Annotated in this window: 15 protein-coding genes and 1 pseudogene; 3 read left to right on the top strand and 13 right to left on the bottom strand. The window is 41.9% G+C overall.

The genetic code is table 11. From position 1 onward, the window contains the following. Nucleotides 1-146: 146 nt before the first annotated feature. The 8 genes and pseudogenes from E6W40_RS11500 to E6W40_RS11460 form a co-directional block, all read right to left on the bottom strand. A complete protein-coding gene (locus E6W40_RS11500) occupies nucleotides 147-1646 on the bottom strand; it encodes a monooxygenase (RefSeq protein ID WP_136605590.1) in 1500 nt (499 codons plus the stop codon). Between the two features lie 590 nt (nucleotides 1647-2236). Further along, nucleotides 2237-3307 (bottom strand): hypothetical protein, encoded by a 1071-nt coding sequence (locus E6W40_RS11490; RefSeq protein WP_136605589.1) that lies wholly within the window; start codon nucleotides 3305-3307, stop codon nucleotides 2237-2239. Beyond that, nucleotides 3297-3869 carry a sigma-70 family RNA polymerase sigma factor gene (locus tag E6W40_RS11485; protein ID WP_136605588.1) on the bottom strand — a complete coding sequence of 191 codons (573 nt, stop codon included), beginning with the start codon at nucleotides 3867-3869 and terminating at the stop codon, nucleotides 3297-3299. The genes E6W40_RS11490 and E6W40_RS11485 overlap by 11 nt, the downstream gene beginning before the upstream one ends. Nucleotides 3870-4471: 602 nt before the next feature. Further along, entirely contained in the window at nucleotides 4472-4573 is a 102-nt protein-coding gene (locus tag E6W40_RS30465; RefSeq protein WP_136605587.1) for a GNAT family N-acetyltransferase, read from the bottom strand. 14 nt (nucleotides 4574-4587) lie between these two features. Then, nucleotides 4588-4893 carry a GNAT family N-acetyltransferase gene (locus tag E6W40_RS11475; RefSeq protein ID WP_281281478.1) on the bottom strand — a complete coding sequence of 102 codons (306 nt, stop codon included), beginning with the start codon at nucleotides 4891-4893 and terminating at the stop codon, nucleotides 4588-4590. Between the two features lie 161 nt (nucleotides 4894-5054). After that, nucleotides 5055-5156: pseudogene (locus E6W40_RS30005) on the bottom strand (alpha/beta hydrolase); the annotation flags it as partial. 105 nt (nucleotides 5157-5261) lie between these two features. After that, nucleotides 5262-6068, bottom strand: coding sequence for a CPBP family intramembrane glutamic endopeptidase (locus E6W40_RS11465; RefSeq protein ID WP_168928892.1), 807 nt, complete (start codon nucleotides 6066-6068; stop codon nucleotides 5262-5264). A gap of 234 nt (nucleotides 6069-6302) precedes the next feature. Further along, nucleotides 6303-6881 carry a TetR/AcrR family transcriptional regulator gene (locus tag E6W40_RS11460; protein ID WP_136605584.1) on the bottom strand — a complete coding sequence of 193 codons (579 nt, stop codon included), beginning with the start codon at nucleotides 6879-6881 and terminating at the stop codon, nucleotides 6303-6305. Between the two features lie 723 nt (nucleotides 6882-7604). Here E6W40_RS11460 and E6W40_RS11450 point away from each other — a divergent pair. Next, the gene (locus tag E6W40_RS11450) at nucleotides 7605-8531 is read left to right on the top strand and encodes a S66 peptidase family protein (RefSeq protein WP_136605583.1); all 927 of its coding nucleotides are present in this window, start codon (nucleotides 7605-7607) and stop codon (nucleotides 8529-8531) included. A 539-nt stretch (nucleotides 8532-9070) separates the two neighbouring features. Here E6W40_RS11450 and E6W40_RS11445 read toward each other — a convergent pair. Together E6W40_RS11445 and E6W40_RS11440 are read right to left on the bottom strand one after the other, a co-directional pair. Then, on the bottom strand, nucleotides 9071-9592 hold the full coding sequence (locus E6W40_RS11445; RefSeq protein ID WP_246072964.1) for a DinB family protein: 522 nt from the start codon (nucleotides 9590-9592) through the stop codon (nucleotides 9071-9073). 715 nt (nucleotides 9593-10307) lie between these two features. Next, nucleotides 10308-11132, bottom strand: coding sequence for a phytanoyl-CoA dioxygenase family protein (locus tag E6W40_RS11440; RefSeq protein ID WP_136605581.1), 825 nt, complete (start codon nucleotides 11130-11132; stop codon nucleotides 10308-10310). Nucleotides 11133-11262: 130 nt separating this feature from the next. On the opposite strand from E6W40_RS11440, the gene E6W40_RS11435 reads away from it, so the two are divergent. Continuing rightward, complete coding sequence (locus tag E6W40_RS11435) at nucleotides 11263-12162, top strand: AraC family transcriptional regulator (protein WP_136605580.1); 900 nt, start codon at nucleotides 11263-11265, stop codon at nucleotides 12160-12162. A 188-nt stretch (nucleotides 12163-12350) separates the two neighbouring features. On the opposite strand, the gene E6W40_RS11430 is transcribed toward E6W40_RS11435, so the two are convergent. The 3 genes from E6W40_RS11430 to E6W40_RS11420 form a co-directional block, all read right to left on the bottom strand. Beyond that, complete coding sequence (locus tag E6W40_RS11430) at nucleotides 12351-13109, bottom strand: SDR family oxidoreductase (RefSeq protein WP_136605579.1); 759 nt, start codon at nucleotides 13107-13109, stop codon at nucleotides 12351-12353. A gap of 4 nt (nucleotides 13110-13113) precedes the next feature. Beyond that, on the bottom strand, nucleotides 13114-13512 hold the full coding sequence (locus E6W40_RS11425; RefSeq protein WP_211146997.1) for a MerR family transcriptional regulator: 399 nt from the start codon (nucleotides 13510-13512) through the stop codon (nucleotides 13114-13116). Between the two features lie 649 nt (nucleotides 13513-14161). Then, entirely contained in the window at nucleotides 14162-15550 is a 1389-nt protein-coding gene (locus E6W40_RS11420) for an ABC transporter substrate-binding protein (RefSeq protein WP_136605578.1), read from the bottom strand. 505 nt (nucleotides 15551-16055) lie between these two features. Here E6W40_RS11420 and E6W40_RS11415 point away from each other — a divergent pair. After that, nucleotides 16056-16658 carry a hypothetical protein gene (locus E6W40_RS11415; RefSeq protein ID WP_136605577.1) on the top strand — a complete coding sequence of 201 codons (603 nt, stop codon included), beginning with the start codon at nucleotides 16056-16058 and terminating at the stop codon, nucleotides 16656-16658. Nucleotides 16659-16895 lie beyond the last annotated feature (237 nt).

Raw genomic sequence — 16895 nt, 5'->3', positions numbered from 1 at the left:
ACCAAAACGTGGATGACATCGCGAGTGTTAGGTACAAACGGAAACTTTTTCATCCCAACGCCTCCAATAAGAAAGCCCGGAAAGCGATGAATCAGAGGCTTCCGAGCTTTCTTATTGTTTCTCTCAAAACAATAAGATTAAAAAAATTACTCTTTGCTGATACTCTTAACTCCTTCCTCAATGCATTGTTCCAATTCATTTTCTTGATCGGAAATTGCCCATGCGATATATCCATCCGGTCGAATCATTGCTGTGTGTACATTGTTCCAGTCAAGAGCTGGTTCCACCAGCGTCGCGCTAACAAAAGTGAAATGCTGAATTGGCAGACGACGAATGATGCCTTCTACGATAGGATCATTAACGAGGCTTAACAATACATATTTACCTTCTCGGAAGAGTTCGTAACTGCTGAAGAGATCGCCGTTTTCCTTACGCAATTTGATCTCTGCAAGCCTGCGACCATTTAACGGATGTGCAGAAACTGAGTCAAGCGTTTTATAGCCAACATCCACGGCTGCAATTTGACTCGCTAAGTGGTAGTTTGCTTCCGGATATTCCAATAAATCTGATATCATTTTTCGCAGATGGATCGTAGTAGATGAAAAATCGGTACCTAATAGTAGGGTTTGAACACGTGTATTACTAAGCAATGCTGAATTGACGGGAAAACGCTCTTCATGGTAACTATCGAGCAACCCCTCGGGCGCCCATCCTTTTACTTGCGCAGCCAGTTTCCACCCAAGGTTCATAGCTTCTTGTAGTCCCACATTCATACCTTGACCTCCGGCAGGGAAATGAATATGAGCAGCATCTCCTGCAAGGAAAAGTCTCCCCTCTCTGTAACGGTCAGCTTGTCGTGTAGCATTGCCAAAGCGAGTCATCCAGTACGGATCCGAAATCCCGAAGTCATCCCCTAACATGCGGAACATTGCCGAGCGTATTTCTTCAAGTGTGACGGGTGTATCCTTGGGAATAGATTTTCTATCCGGATCGATAAAGACTACTCGGTGCAACTCTTTAGACACAGGAACGATCATGATCATCCCGTTCTCGTTAAAGCTGGACACGACACTCGTTGCAGGCGGGCGTTTAAACACAACATCGCCTTGAACCGAGGTAAGTGTTGCATCCGTTCCATTAAAGGGAATGTTCGCCTGTTTACGTACAATACTTCCGGCTCCGTCTGCACCAACCACATATGCTGCTGTTAATGTCATTTCGCCTTCAGTTCCAGTGGCTATCACTTCTACATAATCTGAATTTGGGGAGATGGACGATACTTTCGTTCCTCGTCGTATTTCTGCACCTAACTCTCTGGCTCTGCGCTCCAGTACCTTCTCGGTTTCCGATTGGGCGATAAACAATGAATAATTGGATGAAGAGTCAATGACCGTAAAGTCCAACCGAGTTTCCAAGCCTGCAAAATGCCCGGTCGGCAGCGGTTTACCAATCTTCAACAATTCCGTTTTTAAACCGCGCAAGTCCAGAATTTCTAATGTACGAGGATGGATGCTAAGTGCCCTAGAGTATGGGGTGGTATCTTCTAACTTCTCCAAAACACAAACCTTGACATCCGCCAAAGCGAGTTCCCCTGCCAACATCATGCCGACAGGTCCCCCGCCGATGATAATCACATCATAATTCATTTTCATATTTCTCCTCTCTTAGTTAGAAATCGATGCAATTGCATCCACTTCAATTAACCATTCCTCAAAGGCAAGCGCCTGAACACTTTATAAAGGTACTACTGTTTGTGTGAGGGTACTCGGATTTATTCTTTTCATGCGCTACCTCCCCAGATTTTGTTTTGATCGAAACAAAAATAGTATAATGTTTTTCGGGAAACAAAATTATAGTATCATAGATATTAAATCAAAACAATATAAAATATTTAAATTGTTTTGGTAAAAACAATAAAATAAGTCTTATGAAGAAGCTTTGACTTGCGTTTGAAGCCCCAAAAAAGCAGCCGATCAAGAAGCCAGCTGCCTTCAAATATCTTTATTGAGCTATCGTGTCCCGTTAGTTGAATGTCTCAATTGTATTAAATGCAAACATTATTTCTGTTTCACAAACCAATTCATTGTTTACCATGGCGAAGCCTCCTCCTTTGACTATCTGTCCCTTGGTTCGGGTCACTTTGAATTCATGATGGATAAGCATTTCGAATGACATCATGAAATAATATCTTAAAAATAAAATACAGGCGCCATTTCTGGCGCCTGTATTGCTTTCTCTACCAAGGCGTTTCTGTTTTGTGTTCAATCACTTGCGATACTTTGGGTTCAAGAATCCGTTTCAATTGTTCCAGTGTACGATCGTCATCAGTAGTTCCTCCATGCGGATCGGCTTGGATTTGTTTTTTGGCCTGCGTACTTGCGATCACGTCCATGACTTGCTGTTGGGAAATCTTCTTAGATGCTGCGATCTCGACGACAGATGTACCCTTTGCTAATTCTTGTTTCAATGCTGCTGGACTCATGTGAAGTAATGAAAAGAGCTTTTCATCGTTTAAAAAGTCATCCGCAGTATAGTCAGGCTTGCCGTTTGTCGTGAAAAATCCTTCTACGGATGGAGCAGGGCCGCCTCCGATTAGAGAAACGCTGATCGTATTCCCTTGAACCAATGCCTGATAGAACGGTGTTGTTGATCCCTTTTCGGTGTAGTTCAATATAAACGTTTTTTGGTCCGCATTCTGTATCGGCTCCATGCTGTATTCGTACTTACCGGTGCCGCTGTACAGTTTGTTAATGAGAGCATCTACCTTCGATTTGATTTCTTGATCGGTTAAGGAGATGACCGGCTTCTCCTGAGGCTCCCAATTCTCTTGGTTCACATGTTCAATTTCGCCCGTAATACCGTTCAAGTCAAGTCGGATCTTTTTTCCGGAATCTCCCTTTTCCTGCAGCACGATGCTTGTTTGAATGGCTTTCCCCTGACTTACATTCGCTGGGTCTCCTCCAAGCTTACTGGCGTCGATAATTTCAAACGACTTGGTTTCCGGATAAGAGCGATACAGCTTTTCAAGCGCTGCTTGGCCAACCGCATCCGTCTTGACTTGTTCAGCCGTCATCGGTGTTCTCGTTACCATTTCAATGAGGGGAGGCGCCGCGAATGCCGCGGTTGGAATCATAATTACTGCAGCAATGATGCCGCCGATTAATCGTTTTTTCATCGTTTTTTTGCTCCTTTGTCGTTGTACGTATTGAGAATAGGATTGTTCGATTCGTTTGGAAACGGCCCGGGGGCATTCCATGGTCTCTGCCTCTCTGTGCAAGTACTCGCGGATTTCGCTTTCAATAGGCATTGTTCTTGTCCATCCTTTCCAGGGGGAGACTTCCCAAGTGTTTTCGAAACGACTGCAGGCCGGCATGATATCTGGACTTGACTGTACCCAGCGGAATAGCGAGTAATGTGGCAATCTCCTCCAGCGTATAGTCGTGGTAAAAGCGGAGGATGATCACCGTTCGCTGTTTATCGGTCAGCTTGTGCATGGCCTTCGATATCTCGGGGTCTGTCCCATCCGTCGACATCGGCTGATCCCAATGGTGCTCTTCCCGAGAAAAGACACGGATACGTTCGAAAATTCGAAATCTCCTCCAGCTTTTCACCCGGAACCTCTGCACTTGCCTAATGACCAAGCCGTGCAGCCAGAAGTGGAAAGGACGATTCGGATCGTAGTTAGGAAGCGAGGTCCACATTTGCATGTATATCTCATTCATGATATCTTCGCGATCCTGTGGATGGTCTACTAGAAAAGAAACAGTCCGGTAGACATCCCGATAGGTGGCATCATACAACGTGTGAAACGCCTGCTGATCTCCTTCGATCATTTTTGTGAGCATGTGGTACATCGATTCGTTTTGCATTCAGAGGGCCCTCCTGAGTAAGCAGCTTACACCCTATATTGTCGCTCAGTGAAAAAAAGGTTCGGTTTTTTATGTCTTCGATTTAAAGTCTATGAATTGCGCGAAGGCGAGCAGCGGCAGAAAGCGTGGAAGAAAAGTTGTTCTGTCCTGTCAGATCGCACGGTGAGCTCAAGGAATTGGGCCAGCTGCCAAACGATTATAAGATGTCTGGAGCATCGAAGCGCTGAATTATAACCTGGCCTTGGAGGGATTAGCTCAAACTTCAACCGTTAACATATGAAATGGGTCACGATTAATCATTGTTATCATTTTTGCTGTTTCTGACCGTCTATGTAGTCGAATTACCAAATCATCATCCGAATGTTTCATTAATATTTTCTTCCAATGAATATTAATGATGTATAACATCTTAACACTTTCATCGGGAGAGAGGCTTAAAACTATCTCCTGGCAGAACCAAAAAAAGCCAAGAAGATCACGTCCCCCTTCTGGCTTTATCCCATATCTCTTCCTGACAGATGAATGTTCAGTGACATTAAAGTTGGTAGCTGCATCGACTTTTAACTAACGTTTCCCTTTAGTTTTATGAATAATATGAATGATTAGATAGAATATACTTCGTATTCTCTTTCCAATTGGTATCCCAACTTTTCAGCAAGCGAAACAGATTCTAAATTGGCTGCATCCCAGTTTGGATTGCACAAGCTAGTGCTAGACCTTAACGCCTATACTGAGCATGTGTCCCAATAGTAACTTCAATACATCCTTCATGGAATGTATAAGAAGAAGCACCTGCAACAAGTTGGTTATCCTTTATGATTACGAATCCAATTCCATGCTCCATAAACTCCTCTATGGAAGAGAAGAATGAACAACAATCTGCCATAAAAGGATCTTGCATTACCATATGATAAATATGTTCATCTATTTTTGTAACCTGAAAATCAGGTTCTATCTTCTTTATATTTTCTTTCAAATTTTCCATCCGGAAAACTTGCCTTTCCTTTTTGAAGGAATATCGAATGAATCTTCTTCAAACGATATGGTTTTGTTGCGCTAAACTGTATAGTAGCTTAACAACTTACCGATAAAACAAAAAAGCCGCTAGAATAGCGACTTTCAATGGGACTATGTTTTGTCCCTCGACAACTAATGACACAAATGTGTTCGTAAGTAACAACCGTGATCAGCAAGATCATTGGCGAAGTAGAGGAACTTGTCGGCAACTCCCCCTCCTTCACGGATCAAAAGAAGTAAAGGGTCCGATCCACGTACCTCGTAGTAAATGCTCGCTCTTGGTCATTGAATTGTTCCATTTTTCACTACGCACGCACATTTTTTGAACGCGCTTCTCTCTTTTTCAAAACTCTTGATTATTTTCATTAAAATACTTTAGCTAGCGTGTTTGAATCTATAACGAGTCAACGTTTTAGAACCCCATAAAAATGTAATGATTATAGCTGCCAATGCCGTCATGATAAAGAGGGAGAATGTAACGTAACTGGAATCGTAATTGGGAAGCAAAAAGGAACAAACATTATTCATAGCATGAAATATAGCACCCGCCAGTACACTTTTGCCCATATTTTTATAAAACCAAACAATCAGTATCCGCAATAAAACGGAACCCGCGCACTGCCAAAGGATCCATGCAGGCGAATGATGGTTTTGAACATGGGGAACGACATGCCACAACTGCCAAGTAACCCCAAGAACGATGCTAGCCCCCAATGCGGGCGACCGTTTTTCCAGCATGTCGTAAACATAGCCCTGCCAACCGATCTCCTCACATATGGCTGCAATGAAAAACACCACAAAGAAAGTCAGTGCCGTCAGGATGGAAAAGTGCAAGTTAGGGAGCGGTTCTCCCATTAATTTCATGAATCCATATGTACAGATCGTAATGACAGGCATCAGGAGGAAGAGTGGGACAAACCAAATCTTGTACTTCATTCTCAGATGAAATGACTTCTTCAATAGTTTTTTGATGCCATCTGATCCATGAGTCCTAAAGACGAGGATGAAAGCCGCGATCATAGGGCAAACAAACATAAGTGCACTAAAAGGAAGATTTATCGGAATTTTTTGTTGCCAATGTTCAGCTGCCATTCCGATTAACCAGAAAGGAATCGCAAGGATGAAAACCAACATGAAAAAGTTCCAAGGATTATGATTTGAGGATTTACTATTTATGTTCAAAGTCTTTGTACTCCTATTTGTATTATTTAACATCTTCATATCTCTGATGGTCGTCCCGGTACAGCATGAGCTATAATTTTCACCTCTTATAAGAAGAACATGATTTGTCCCCCCTAATCCTTTCCTTTATAACCTCAATTCAAGTAATCCGAGGCAACAGAATTGTAGAAGTTTTTTTCATTTTCATTTTTGAACTAATATTTCCGTTCTACGAACCTGAAAAAGTAAATGGTACTATTCGATCGAAGTAAACAGGCTCATGGTAATCATCGTAAAAACTTGACGTTCCAAATCATCGCGGGAATATTCATTCTGATGGCTAAGATAGTACTTTGAAGTGCTCTCCAGCGTACCTATTATGCCGACTGCAGCCAAATTCGAGTCAAGATCACGGAGATAATTTTCATCGCACTTTCCTTCTTCCAGAATCTTTGCTAAGAAGTTGAGATGCTCCTGTCTGAGCAGCTTTAATTCATCCAGAACGTCTTCCTCAAACCCGGTGGAAATATCATTAAAAACAATATGTGACAAATGGCGCGATTCCAGAAACAAATCAAGATGGTGACGAATCGTTTGTTGAATTTTATCCTTGAGCGGGATGGAAGATTGTAGATCAGCCTCAATCCGCTGAATAAATTGTTCAAAAGTTCTCTTGACAACCAGTTTAAACAACTGGGACTTACCAGGGAAATTATAGTAGAGGGTGCCTTTGGCTACCTGCGCACGCAGGGCAATTTCATCCATGTTTGCAAGGTGATATTCATTCTCAGAAAACACCTCAATGGCAGCTTTAATAATTCTATCTTTACTCAAATAGGATCAACCTTTCACTGCAAATTAGAATAAAACAAATCACAGAAAAAACTGACTTGCAAGTCTAAAAATATCCTAGCGCTCAGAGGGGAATCTGTCAAGCTGTAATTGTTGAAAGGAAATGCCATCTCATGGCTAATTAACGGTAAAAGACCCTCAACATGTCTATGATTGACTCTTGACAAATCAATATCAAAAATCCAGATTATCTTGTCGGCGGATTGCCAGAAGATATTAAATTTAGGCTCGTTGAGCCGCTTATTAAGCAAAAGGGAAAGACAGCTTAATAAAGAAGTACCTTTATTTGACTCTCTAAAAAATTCAAAGAAGTCATAGCCACTTTCTGTGGTTATGACTTCTAACTTTGCTGCTTCTTATACTTCCTTACGTGCCGAACCGCGTGCTAAAAGGACATTACGAAACAGCTTTCTTCGTTACTATTGATGTACAAGATGGGCTATCTTGAATTTTGTGCGCGGCGGAAAAGGACGTTTGCCTATTGGAAAATTACCTTAAAACAGAAGGTGTATCTTTTAACCAGCTCGACTCTGTTGCTGAATTCGAGTCACTTTATAAAAACAGTGCCTGATGTTATGTGAACTGATCAGTTTCTTATATTACATAACTGTTCCCCAACGAGGAATGTTAATAAAATTCATTAATATACTCTAAAGATATGGTATCACAATGGCTTCTTCTATTTTCAGGAAGGAAGATAAGCATATGCCGATAAGTCCGCCAATCTTGCAGAGGGGTGATACCGTTGGAGTCGTTACCTTGGGCAGCCCACTCGCTGCAGACGTAATTAATGCACGTATCGAAATTTTGAGGGCAATGGAGTTCAATGTTGTATTGGGTCAATATGTATATGCGCAAAACGGGTTTCTTGCCGGAACAGACGAGCAGCGGGCTTCTGATTTGATGATGATGTTTCAAGACGAGCGGGTTAAAATGATACTACCTACTAGAGGCGGTACAGGAGTGGCCGGAATTCTTCCTTACATTGATTTTACTGTGATCCGAAATAATCCAAAAATCGTTACAGGTTACAGCGATATGACGGTACTATTAAACGCACTGCATCAATATGTGGATTTAATAACATTCCATAGTCTGCTGCTTATTGACTTCAAATCCGAAACGCCTGCTTATAATTTCGATCAGTTTTTTTTCGCGACATCCGTATATTCATTAACCCGGACAATCTTGAATCCGCCAGGGATGCCGCTGATAAGCCGTGTTCCGGGCAACGTTACTGGACAACTCGTGGGTGGTAATCTGACATCCTTTGTTGATACGTTGGGCACGCCTTTCGAAATCGATACAAGGGGTAAAATTCTCGTTCTTGAAGAAACACATGAACCTACCAATACCATCTACAGGTACTTGAATCATTTGAAGCTTGCCGGAAAATTTCGTGACTGCATCGGCATAATTATGGGGGAGTGCTCAGGCTGCCAGGCGGCTTATGGTAAATCCTATGAGGATTTAATCAACGAATTTGTTGTACCTCTCGGTAAACCGATGATAATGAACCTTGCCACAGGTCATGGATTTTATAAAGCCGCTTTGCCGATTGGCGCAACCGTTAATCTCGATTCAGTCAATAATAGAATAACTATAGTTGAACCTACCATCAGCGTTAGCTGATCGTTATGACCAACAATCAGCTTGTCTTTATTGTGCTAACGTGTCCCGTTAGTTCAATTAATCCTTGCTAATCTCCATCCATGGCTGAGCCTCGCTCCTCGACCTTTCCTTTTACAAAAATACAAAACATCAAACACCTTTATGTTTGCTTGGATTGCTTTGAATTAACAAGAGCCAGAATGCAGAAAGAACCTGACGTAATTCATGATTTCGTCAGGTTCACATATCGATCTGGTGTAATATATGGTTTTTGGTGGTGCATTTTATGATATTCAGTGGTGCAATCTGGTGATAATATTCAATTATCGTCCCTATAATTTTTAATTTAGTAATTTGTAAATTATATACCCTATAACCAATACCAGTATCCTACACCGTTAGCGCAGCACGGCAGCCGATCCATGCCGGCAGCCGCGTTTTAGTTTATAAGCGATTGTTCTTCGTTAATTCAATGAATGACTAACAGCATGAAACCCACTCACTTTGTATCCGTCATAGTTAGCTTTAAAAGTAATTTGAACTATACATCTAGCAACGATCTAATGGCTTAAGTTATACAAATAATAGGCATAGTCTGTGGGTGTTCCGGCATACCCTAATTGCCTGAGCATCGCAGTTACGTTGCCACGATGATAAGTTCCGTGGTTCACCATATGTTGGATATAGTCCACGCATCTGGCATTAAATGTTCCTGAGGGATATACAACTTCGATGTCCTCATGTTGCCCGATGAATGACTGGAATCTAACAGCCAACTCATCTTGCATATGACCCAGTTCTTCAATACTCTTACCATGGGTTTCTGCCACTATGATCTCAATGGTGTTCTTCAAGTTATCAATGTACTCTTCTGACATCTCGGAGATGCCGCCTCCAGTTAAGAAAGACAACCAGCCTCGATCGATAACATAAATATGGACTATAGTGTCGTAGATGGTTGGAAAAACGCTAGCGATTTTCTTTCGGCATACCTCATCAGGAAGATTCTGTAAATGGTTGCAAACCTGCCGGTTTGCCCATACATGATAATCAAACTGCTGTAAAGCATATTTTTTCAACATAGTTCCCCGTTTCAAGTAGGGAAGTCCGCAGTTTAAGGGCAATTATGCGTCTAATCCCTCAATAGTTTGCCCAAGATTGAAAGTTGTTTTCATTACAAAACGCCTCCTTGTGGAAATATGATCTAGGAAACCATAAAGGGAAAAGTTAAATGACATCCCCGTTTCCCCTATTGCTTCAATAGTATCAAAATAATCAAAAGGTAACCTGAGAATATTTTATTATAATCGAACTATACTGTCCTTTAGTTTAATACCTGAGGTCAGTCTACAACTTTATTTTCACGGTCTAATACTTTATTGTATGATTCCAAAAGAAATGGCTGCAGAAGCTAGCCGAATGGACAAATTCTTTATTCTCAATGTTAGCTCTACCTCGGGACAAGAACTTGTACCGATAAAACAAATAGCGACTTTCAACGGGACTATGTACTTGTCCCTCGATATCTGACTAATGACACAAACGTGCCTACATAAATGACACAAACCTTCCCGCTTTTAGTTTATTGTAAGCTTTAGAATACTTTTACCTTTTAGGAAATCAAAAAACAACTCCCAGTAATAAGAAGCTGTTTTTGTATGTTGTTTTTTATTTAATTATCGAGAGTGTCTTTAATTCCCTGAGATATTGTTCTGCTGCCATTTTATCATTTTCGTCGCAATTAGTCATAGCCAGTCTCACCGTATGGGCAATTCTACTTTTCCACAATTGGAGCGTTTATTTGCAGTACAGCAATGGGAAGTATTGATTATTAAAGGGCTGGCCGTCATGAGGTTGCGGGCCTAGCAACCGGACATTATCGTGTCTTCCTCTACCCTTTTTATACACGGTATCGCCAGGCATCAAATGCGCGACAATGGAAAGCCGCGGATGCTCGGACAGATTAGGACCCGAGCCATGGAACGTCAGACTATGGTGGAAACTTGCCTGGCCTGCTTTCAGAATACACGGCTCATCTTTCCATTCTCCTTTGGTGAATTTCTGTTTAAGACCATCCAAATCCTGATCAAAAAAAGTATCGCTGCCTTCAACAACGCCCCACTTGTGAGAACCTAGTATTGTTCTCATTCCTCCGTTTCCCAGATCGGTATCCTGCAAGGCAATCCAGACCGTTACCATATTGGTTGTGCTGCTGCATCTCCAAAAACCATAATCTTGATGCCAGCCTACATTTCCCAGCATGGTTTCCTGACCGGCAGCGCTTGGTTTGTAAATAACCTGATCATGCCACAGCCTGATGGACGATTCTCCAATCAACTCTGCAGACATACAGCCCAGTTCCGGGCTGGTTACAATTTTGCAGACCTCATCATTAATCCACCAGCCGTTATCAAGCTTGCGCAGAGCCAATTTATTCTCCGGAATACGAATGTCATACATTGGATAGCCATCACCGTCGAAATCGGATGACCAAATCCGTTCATGCGCCTGTCTAAGCTTTTCAATGGTCTCGTCATCGATAAGCTTAGGACTGATCCAATAGCCATCACGTTCAAAATCCTGTTTATCTTGTTCGGTTACTTCATAAGGAATAAAACCCATTATAATTCCACCTCATCAATTGTAATTGTTCCGCCTCTTTAAGATACCAGTTGTATTAGGCTTTGACTTTCCGAAAACTATCGAATAGGATTTTATACATCCGAATGATTTGATACAAGGAGATTGGTCAATGACAACCAGGAAAAACAGAATGGGAAGATGGGAATACGAAGCAGAAACAGGTCGCCCATTAACAAATGTCATTCAAGTTCCCGAACTCCTTATGCTTGGCTATGATCATTTTACGGAGGCATTGAAATTGTCTCATCATGAGCATGACGGAGCCTATGAATTTGTGCTGACAGAAAGCGGGAAAGTCACTTGGGAGGTTAATGGACAATATTATGAAACAAGGGCCGGCGAGATGTTTCATACCCTTCCGAATGAAACTCACCGGGCACGTATGGATTATATGGAGCCCTCCTCGATCTGGTGGATGATTATCAGGAAGCCTTTGGCGAACTCCTCTTGGCTTGGTCTATGCGAGAGTGAGACCGATGCTGTCTTAGATAAATTAAGGAGCCTGCCAAGAATCCTGCGGACCAATGCCCAGCTGAAACTAAGCTTCCGAAGGCTGCAGCAGGCTATTCAAATGGAAGAGCAGCCATGGCTTAAGCTGAAGGTCAGGCACCTTGTGCTTGATCTTATTCTTAATATGACCGAGCCTTCTCCTGATCTGCATATTCCTGAAGACTTGCATGCTGCCTTGCATTCCATTACGGAGAACATTCAAAGAAACCCTGAGAAGCATTGGAACAACCGGGACATCGCTTCGGCGATTGGTGTAAGCGAATCTCATTTCTACCGATTGTTCCGTCAGACCTTTGGCCAATCGCCTTCATCATTCGTGGAGCGTACACGCGTCGAATACGCTGCTCAGCTGTTAACCCATACCGATATTCCCATTACCCGCCTTGCTATAGATCTTGAGTTTAAGACGAGCCAATATTTCAGTACGGTATTCAAAAAGGTGACCGGCATAACGCCAAGTCAGTGGAGAGCTTTACACCGCAAGCTTACCGATAATTAAACAGATGATCGGAACAGGGAAAACCCCGCAGTATCGTATAACTGCGGGGTTTTGTACTATTCTTTCACGGAACCCAGTATGATTCCTTTTACAAAATACTTTTGAAGGAATGGATACTCGAGGTCCAATTGTCCAGATCTCCGGTGTTGAACTTTTGACTCCATTGCTTCAATATAATTTAAACGCTTCTACCAATTGGCAGGCTTACGATCTCGAAAGAACCCCCCATTGGGACCCTCTTCATCCAGAGTAGCCAACCAGACAGCCGTATCTGCTCCTTCAGCAACCGTTACTGGAGCAGGGACTCCTTCTACAACTGATTTGGAAGCAGTTGCTCTTCCCATATCCGTTTGAACTCTACCAGGACAGGCGGCGTTAACTTTTATACCCATTTCAGCAACATCTTGTGCTACTAAACATGTCAAGGCATTGAGCATAGTCTTAGAGATACGATAAGCAGGTGATGATCCTTTAAGTTTTAATAATCCCTTAAGTACTTCAAAAGCTCCTAATCCTGATGAGAGATTGACGATGCGTCCATATCTATTTTCTTTCATCAAGGGAACAGTGGCTTGAATCATTCGTAATGCCCCAAAATAATTCGTTTCAAATGTCTCTTTTATTACGTTCTCTTCAATATCCAACACAGAAACCCCGTGATCAAGTAGAACACCCGCATTGTTTACCAATATATCTAGACGACCATATTGATTTTTTACTGACTCTGCCATTTTTCTGACGCTTTCTGTATCATTTACATCAACAACTTGTAACTCAACTGCTAATCCTTCTTGGCGCAAGTCATCAACAATATGTCGCCCTTTATCTTCGTCTCTGCAACCAATCAATACTTTTAACCCTTTTAAAGCCAACTGATATGCAATTTCCCTTCCTATACCGCGGTTGGCTCCTGTGACTAATGCAATTCGGGGATTTCCTTGATCCATTAGACTATTCGTTTTGTTCCTCTCCTTTGCGTAAAACATCTCTCCAACTTGATAGACTCTCTTCCAAATGAGATTCTGCTTTTCTTAAAGTCTCTATTTGTTTTTTGATTTCTTCAAGCTTCCTTTCACCGACATCTATGGCAATCGGTAAGCACTGACGTTGAATTTCTCGACTAATCGTACAGTGAAAGAAATCGGCAATCTCCTTAATAGTGAGACCAAGACTAAAATACAGTTTAATAATTCTTACTTGCTCAATTTGGGATTCATCATATTCACGATAACCATTTTCTAGACGAGCAGGTTTCAATAGGGATTTTTCTTCATAATATCGTAAAGAACGAAGACTTGCTCCTGTCTTACGGGATAATTCACTAATATGAATAAGACCCTCTCCTTCCATGTCTAATAACTGATATTCTAATCCATTACATCATGTTAAGGTCAAGCCAATTCTGAAATAACTGAACCAAGTGGCCCCGCTAAATTTTAGAACAACACTCAATACGCACAAGCGCGTGTAAAGCCGGAGTTTTCAGCCATTTCTTCTTCATTAATATCCTTCATTATCGTATGTTTTGGGTTGCCCATTTTTCGTTCAGTCAAGAACGGGCATTAAATGATAGCGGTTCCACAAAATGCTCTTATCAGCCGTCGCCTGCTGCGCACCTCCTTGTAAGGGCATGAAAAAAATACAAACATCCCCGATTTCTCCAAGGGAGATACCGGGGATGTTTTACCGGGCATCGGCTTAAAAAGCATGGCCCTCAAGTTTTGTAATTGTCTTCCATTCGCATTTTATATGCAAATTATTTTCGTTGTCGACCATCAAATGAGTTTCGCTCTCTTCCGCTGGAATTCCGGCGATTCCCGATGAAATTCTTCCGATTGGCAGCACATGCTCCATGCGGAGGGTCAATCAGCTTTAACGGACGGGGCAGATTATTCCCCTTTTGGGCTGCCACCGCTGCAAGCGGTTAAAGTGAAGGCTATAAAATAGCTAACCAATAATCCTGACCCGATTTTCTTCATATACGATTCTCCTCATCGATTCATTCGTTGAGATATAGATTGATCTTGTTCTGAACTTGTTTAGCGACATTGTCCGCTGATTTCTGTCCGCTGAAGAAAGACTTTGAATCATTGGAAATGATCTCATCAATCTTGGACAGTTTCTCGGTGGAATGAACGGCTCCCGTAATATAGGCGTCCAATTGGTCCAGCGATGCATTGTCAACCTTGACCGCGGGAAGATCAGCCTCGTGAATCGTTCCTTCGTCTTTAAGCTGCTTCAGCTGTTTTTCGTAGGCGATTCTGTTAATTGGAAAACCAGGGCTTTGATCATACACATCGGTATAAGACTGCGCCTCATCCTCTATCAGAAATTTGATAAAATCCCAGGCTTCTTTCTTATGAGGCGAGCTTGTGTTAATCCCGATCATTCCGAAGTTTTTAAAATAACCTCCAGCCCCCACATCTTGCGGATGCGGTTTGGTATACAGCTTGGTATGCTCGGCGAAGTTGTTCAAGAGATACTCTCGGAGAGAACCGATGGTTTCTTCGTTAAAATAAGCTTTCACATTCCTGGCAGCTTCGCTGCCTCTGCCACCGCCATCCGTAACCAAGTCGTAAAGCAAGCCGTCATCAAACATCGTTTTGATCTGCTGCATTAACCCGGCAAAGCGCGCTGAATCGAAATTAGCTTTCCCGTTTTCTACTGTGACGAGCTGGGGGTAGTTTTCAGCGACCATCTCGCTCAGCATATAATTCGGTTCGCTAATGAGCACATTCTTGTACTTGCCTTTCTGTGTCAATTGCTTGGCAATATCCGCAAAATCGCTCCATGTCCAACTGCTATCATTGATCTTGACTCCGCTTTTTTCGAGGGCATCCTCATCGCCGATCAAACCGGCAAGGGAGAAATAAAGTGGCATCCCGTAAAGTCCCCCGCCAATCTTAGAGTTGTCCAAGATGTTGGTGAAATAATCTTTTGTCTGAATCGATGAATCCTTCTCCATCATGTCGCTTAGATTCACAAGCAGATGACGGTTTACATATTTATTTGCCGGGAGCATATCAAGCTCAATCAGGTCGGGACCTTTGCCGGCCAAGATGGCTGTATTGGAGGAGGTAACGAATTTTTCAATATTTGCATATACCTCATCGAGATCCTTACCTTCAGATGGTGTAGCGTGCAGCTCAATCTCGATATTGGGATGCAGCTTTTCATACTTCTTCACAGCCGTCTGCATGTGATTGCTCAGATAAAAAGTCGAGAACACGAGCTTCACATGTCCTTTTGAATCCACATTTTCTTTCTTATTTCCGTCTTGCTCAGCTGTCGCTCCTTTCATTGCCATTTCGCCTTTGTTTCCCTGAGCTCCGCTGCAGGCGGAGAGACAGAGAATTAGACAAATCCATATCCAGCCTATTTTCTTCATCAACGACTCACCTTTCTTTACCTTTAACTTCCTTACGCAGCGTGGGCAGCCAATAGAAATATGAAAAAGGTCTATCGACGTACTTTCTCAGAAGACAGACCGCATTTAGCGGAAGTTTATCTTGCGAGATAAGGATGTTAAGTCTCTGAAGTTTACACTTGCTTATCTCTTGGAATTGTCTTCAACCCTCCGGGAAGCCCTCTTGCCAATCCTTGTAAAAAGAATTGAAACGATTATCGCTGACTTTTCCAAATATAAAGTAAAGATGTCTCCAAAGCTTCACCTAATTGCAAACAAATTGTCTCCAAAAAAAGACGGCAAACCGAACGTTATTTCGTTCAGTCAGCTGCAAATAAGACTATTAGGAGTGGGCTGTATATTTCGAACGAATTAATGGTGTTCCATATCAATGAATGGAACCGAACCAAATAAAAAACTAGACAATAAGGAGGAAGGATGGTTAGATAAATAAAAATATAAAATTCGATATAGGAGTCTGGAAATAATGAGTATAGTAAAATTACCGAAAGCTGCTGTCTTTGGTGCTGCAAATGGTGTGATGTTCATGACTTTTTTTGGGGCTCTTTGGGCTTCCATTGGTATTATTGGTTCACATGGACTTGGAGATCCTTGGTTACTTGTTCTTTCAGGCATTGTGACAATAATCTTACTTAGCGGAGCGATATCACTTTTTGGTAAAGCTCGTAATATGAACCATGCTGCTACACCAGAAGAGAGGGAACAGAGGAGAAACATAAATCGAAAATTTGGTTTGGTCTTTGGTCTGGAAGGGCTTGCTATCTTCATCGCAAGTATAATTTGTAACATGATTAATTATTTTGAAATCTTTTTTCCTATCATGGCAATTATTGTTGGTATCCACTTTTTTCCTTTAGCTCGATTGTTTCGAGAAAATTTTTATTATGGTACAGGTATAACTCTCTGTATTTTAGGCGTTATTACTTTCTTTTTACCAATGAATGCTACTGTTAACAATGTATCTCTGATTGCGACATCTACTTTTATCGGGTTCAGTTCTGCTCTGACGCTGTGGGTGACCGGTCTAAGAATTTGGACTGTCATGCTTAAACAATTGAAACAATCATAAAAAAAGAGCGATGATGAACTGCACTCCCGATCGTAATTATACATAACAAAAACTTGATTTTTTCTTTTCAGTGTGCTCTTCTCCCTCGAAGAAAAAAAGTTTTGTGCCTCTCGACTTCGCAGTGTCTACTTAGCTTTATACAGGTTGAGGGCGCAGCCTAGTAAGCTCGGCCTGTACAAAGGCCTTGCACTCGTTACCATTCGGAAGGCAATAGAAAAAAAGTGCCTTCTAATCAAA

The sequence above is a fragment of the Paenibacillus dokdonensis genome, assembly GCF_004916975.1.
Lineage (GTDB): Bacteria > Bacillota > Bacilli > Paenibacillales > Paenibacillaceae > Paenibacillus_AQ > Paenibacillus_AQ dokdonensis.
The sequence above is the reverse complement of the archived record's forward strand: the minus strand, read 5'-3'. Positions and strand labels throughout refer to the sequence as shown.

What these genes read in the sequence shown, in the direction of transcription:
- E6W40_RS11440 (WP_136605581.1), bottom strand. Translation starts at nt 11,132, where the DNA reads ATGGGTTTTATTCCTTATGAAGTAACCGAACAAGATAAACAGGATTTT.
- E6W40_RS11485 (WP_136605588.1), bottom strand. Translation starts at nt 3,869, where the DNA reads ATGCAAAACGAATCGATGTACCACATGCTCACAAAAATGATCGAAGGA.
- E6W40_RS11500 (WP_136605590.1), bottom strand. Translation starts at nt 1,646, where the DNA reads ATGAATTATGATGTGATTATCATCGGCGGGGGACCTGTCGGCATGATG.
- E6W40_RS11430 (WP_136605579.1), bottom strand. Translation starts at nt 13,109, where the DNA reads ATGGATCAAGGAAATCCCCGAATTGCATTAGTCACAGGAGCCAACCGC.
- E6W40_RS11415 (WP_136605577.1), top strand. Translation starts at nt 16,056, where the DNA reads ATGAGTATAGTAAAATTACCGAAAGCTGCTGTCTTTGGTGCTGCAAAT.
- E6W40_RS11420 (WP_136605578.1), bottom strand. Translation starts at nt 15,550, where the DNA reads ATGAAGAAAATAGGCTGGATATGGATTTGTCTAATTCTCTGTCTCTCC.
- E6W40_RS11445 (WP_246072964.1), bottom strand. Translation starts at nt 9,592, where the DNA reads ATGTTGAAAAAATATGCTTTACAGCAGTTTGATTATCATGTATGGGCA.
- E6W40_RS11490 (WP_136605589.1), bottom strand. Translation starts at nt 3,307, where the DNA reads ATGCCTATTGAAAGCGAAATCCGCGAGTACTTGCACAGAGAGGCAGAG.
- E6W40_RS11425 (WP_211146997.1), bottom strand. Translation starts at nt 13,512, where the DNA reads ATGGAAGGAGAGGGTCTTATTCATATTAGTGAATTATCCCGTAAGACA.
- E6W40_RS11450 (WP_136605583.1), top strand. Translation starts at nt 7,605, where the DNA reads ATGCCGATAAGTCCGCCAATCTTGCAGAGGGGTGATACCGTTGGAGTC.
- E6W40_RS11435 (WP_136605580.1), top strand. Translation starts at nt 11,263, where the DNA reads ATGACAACCAGGAAAAACAGAATGGGAAGATGGGAATACGAAGCAGAA.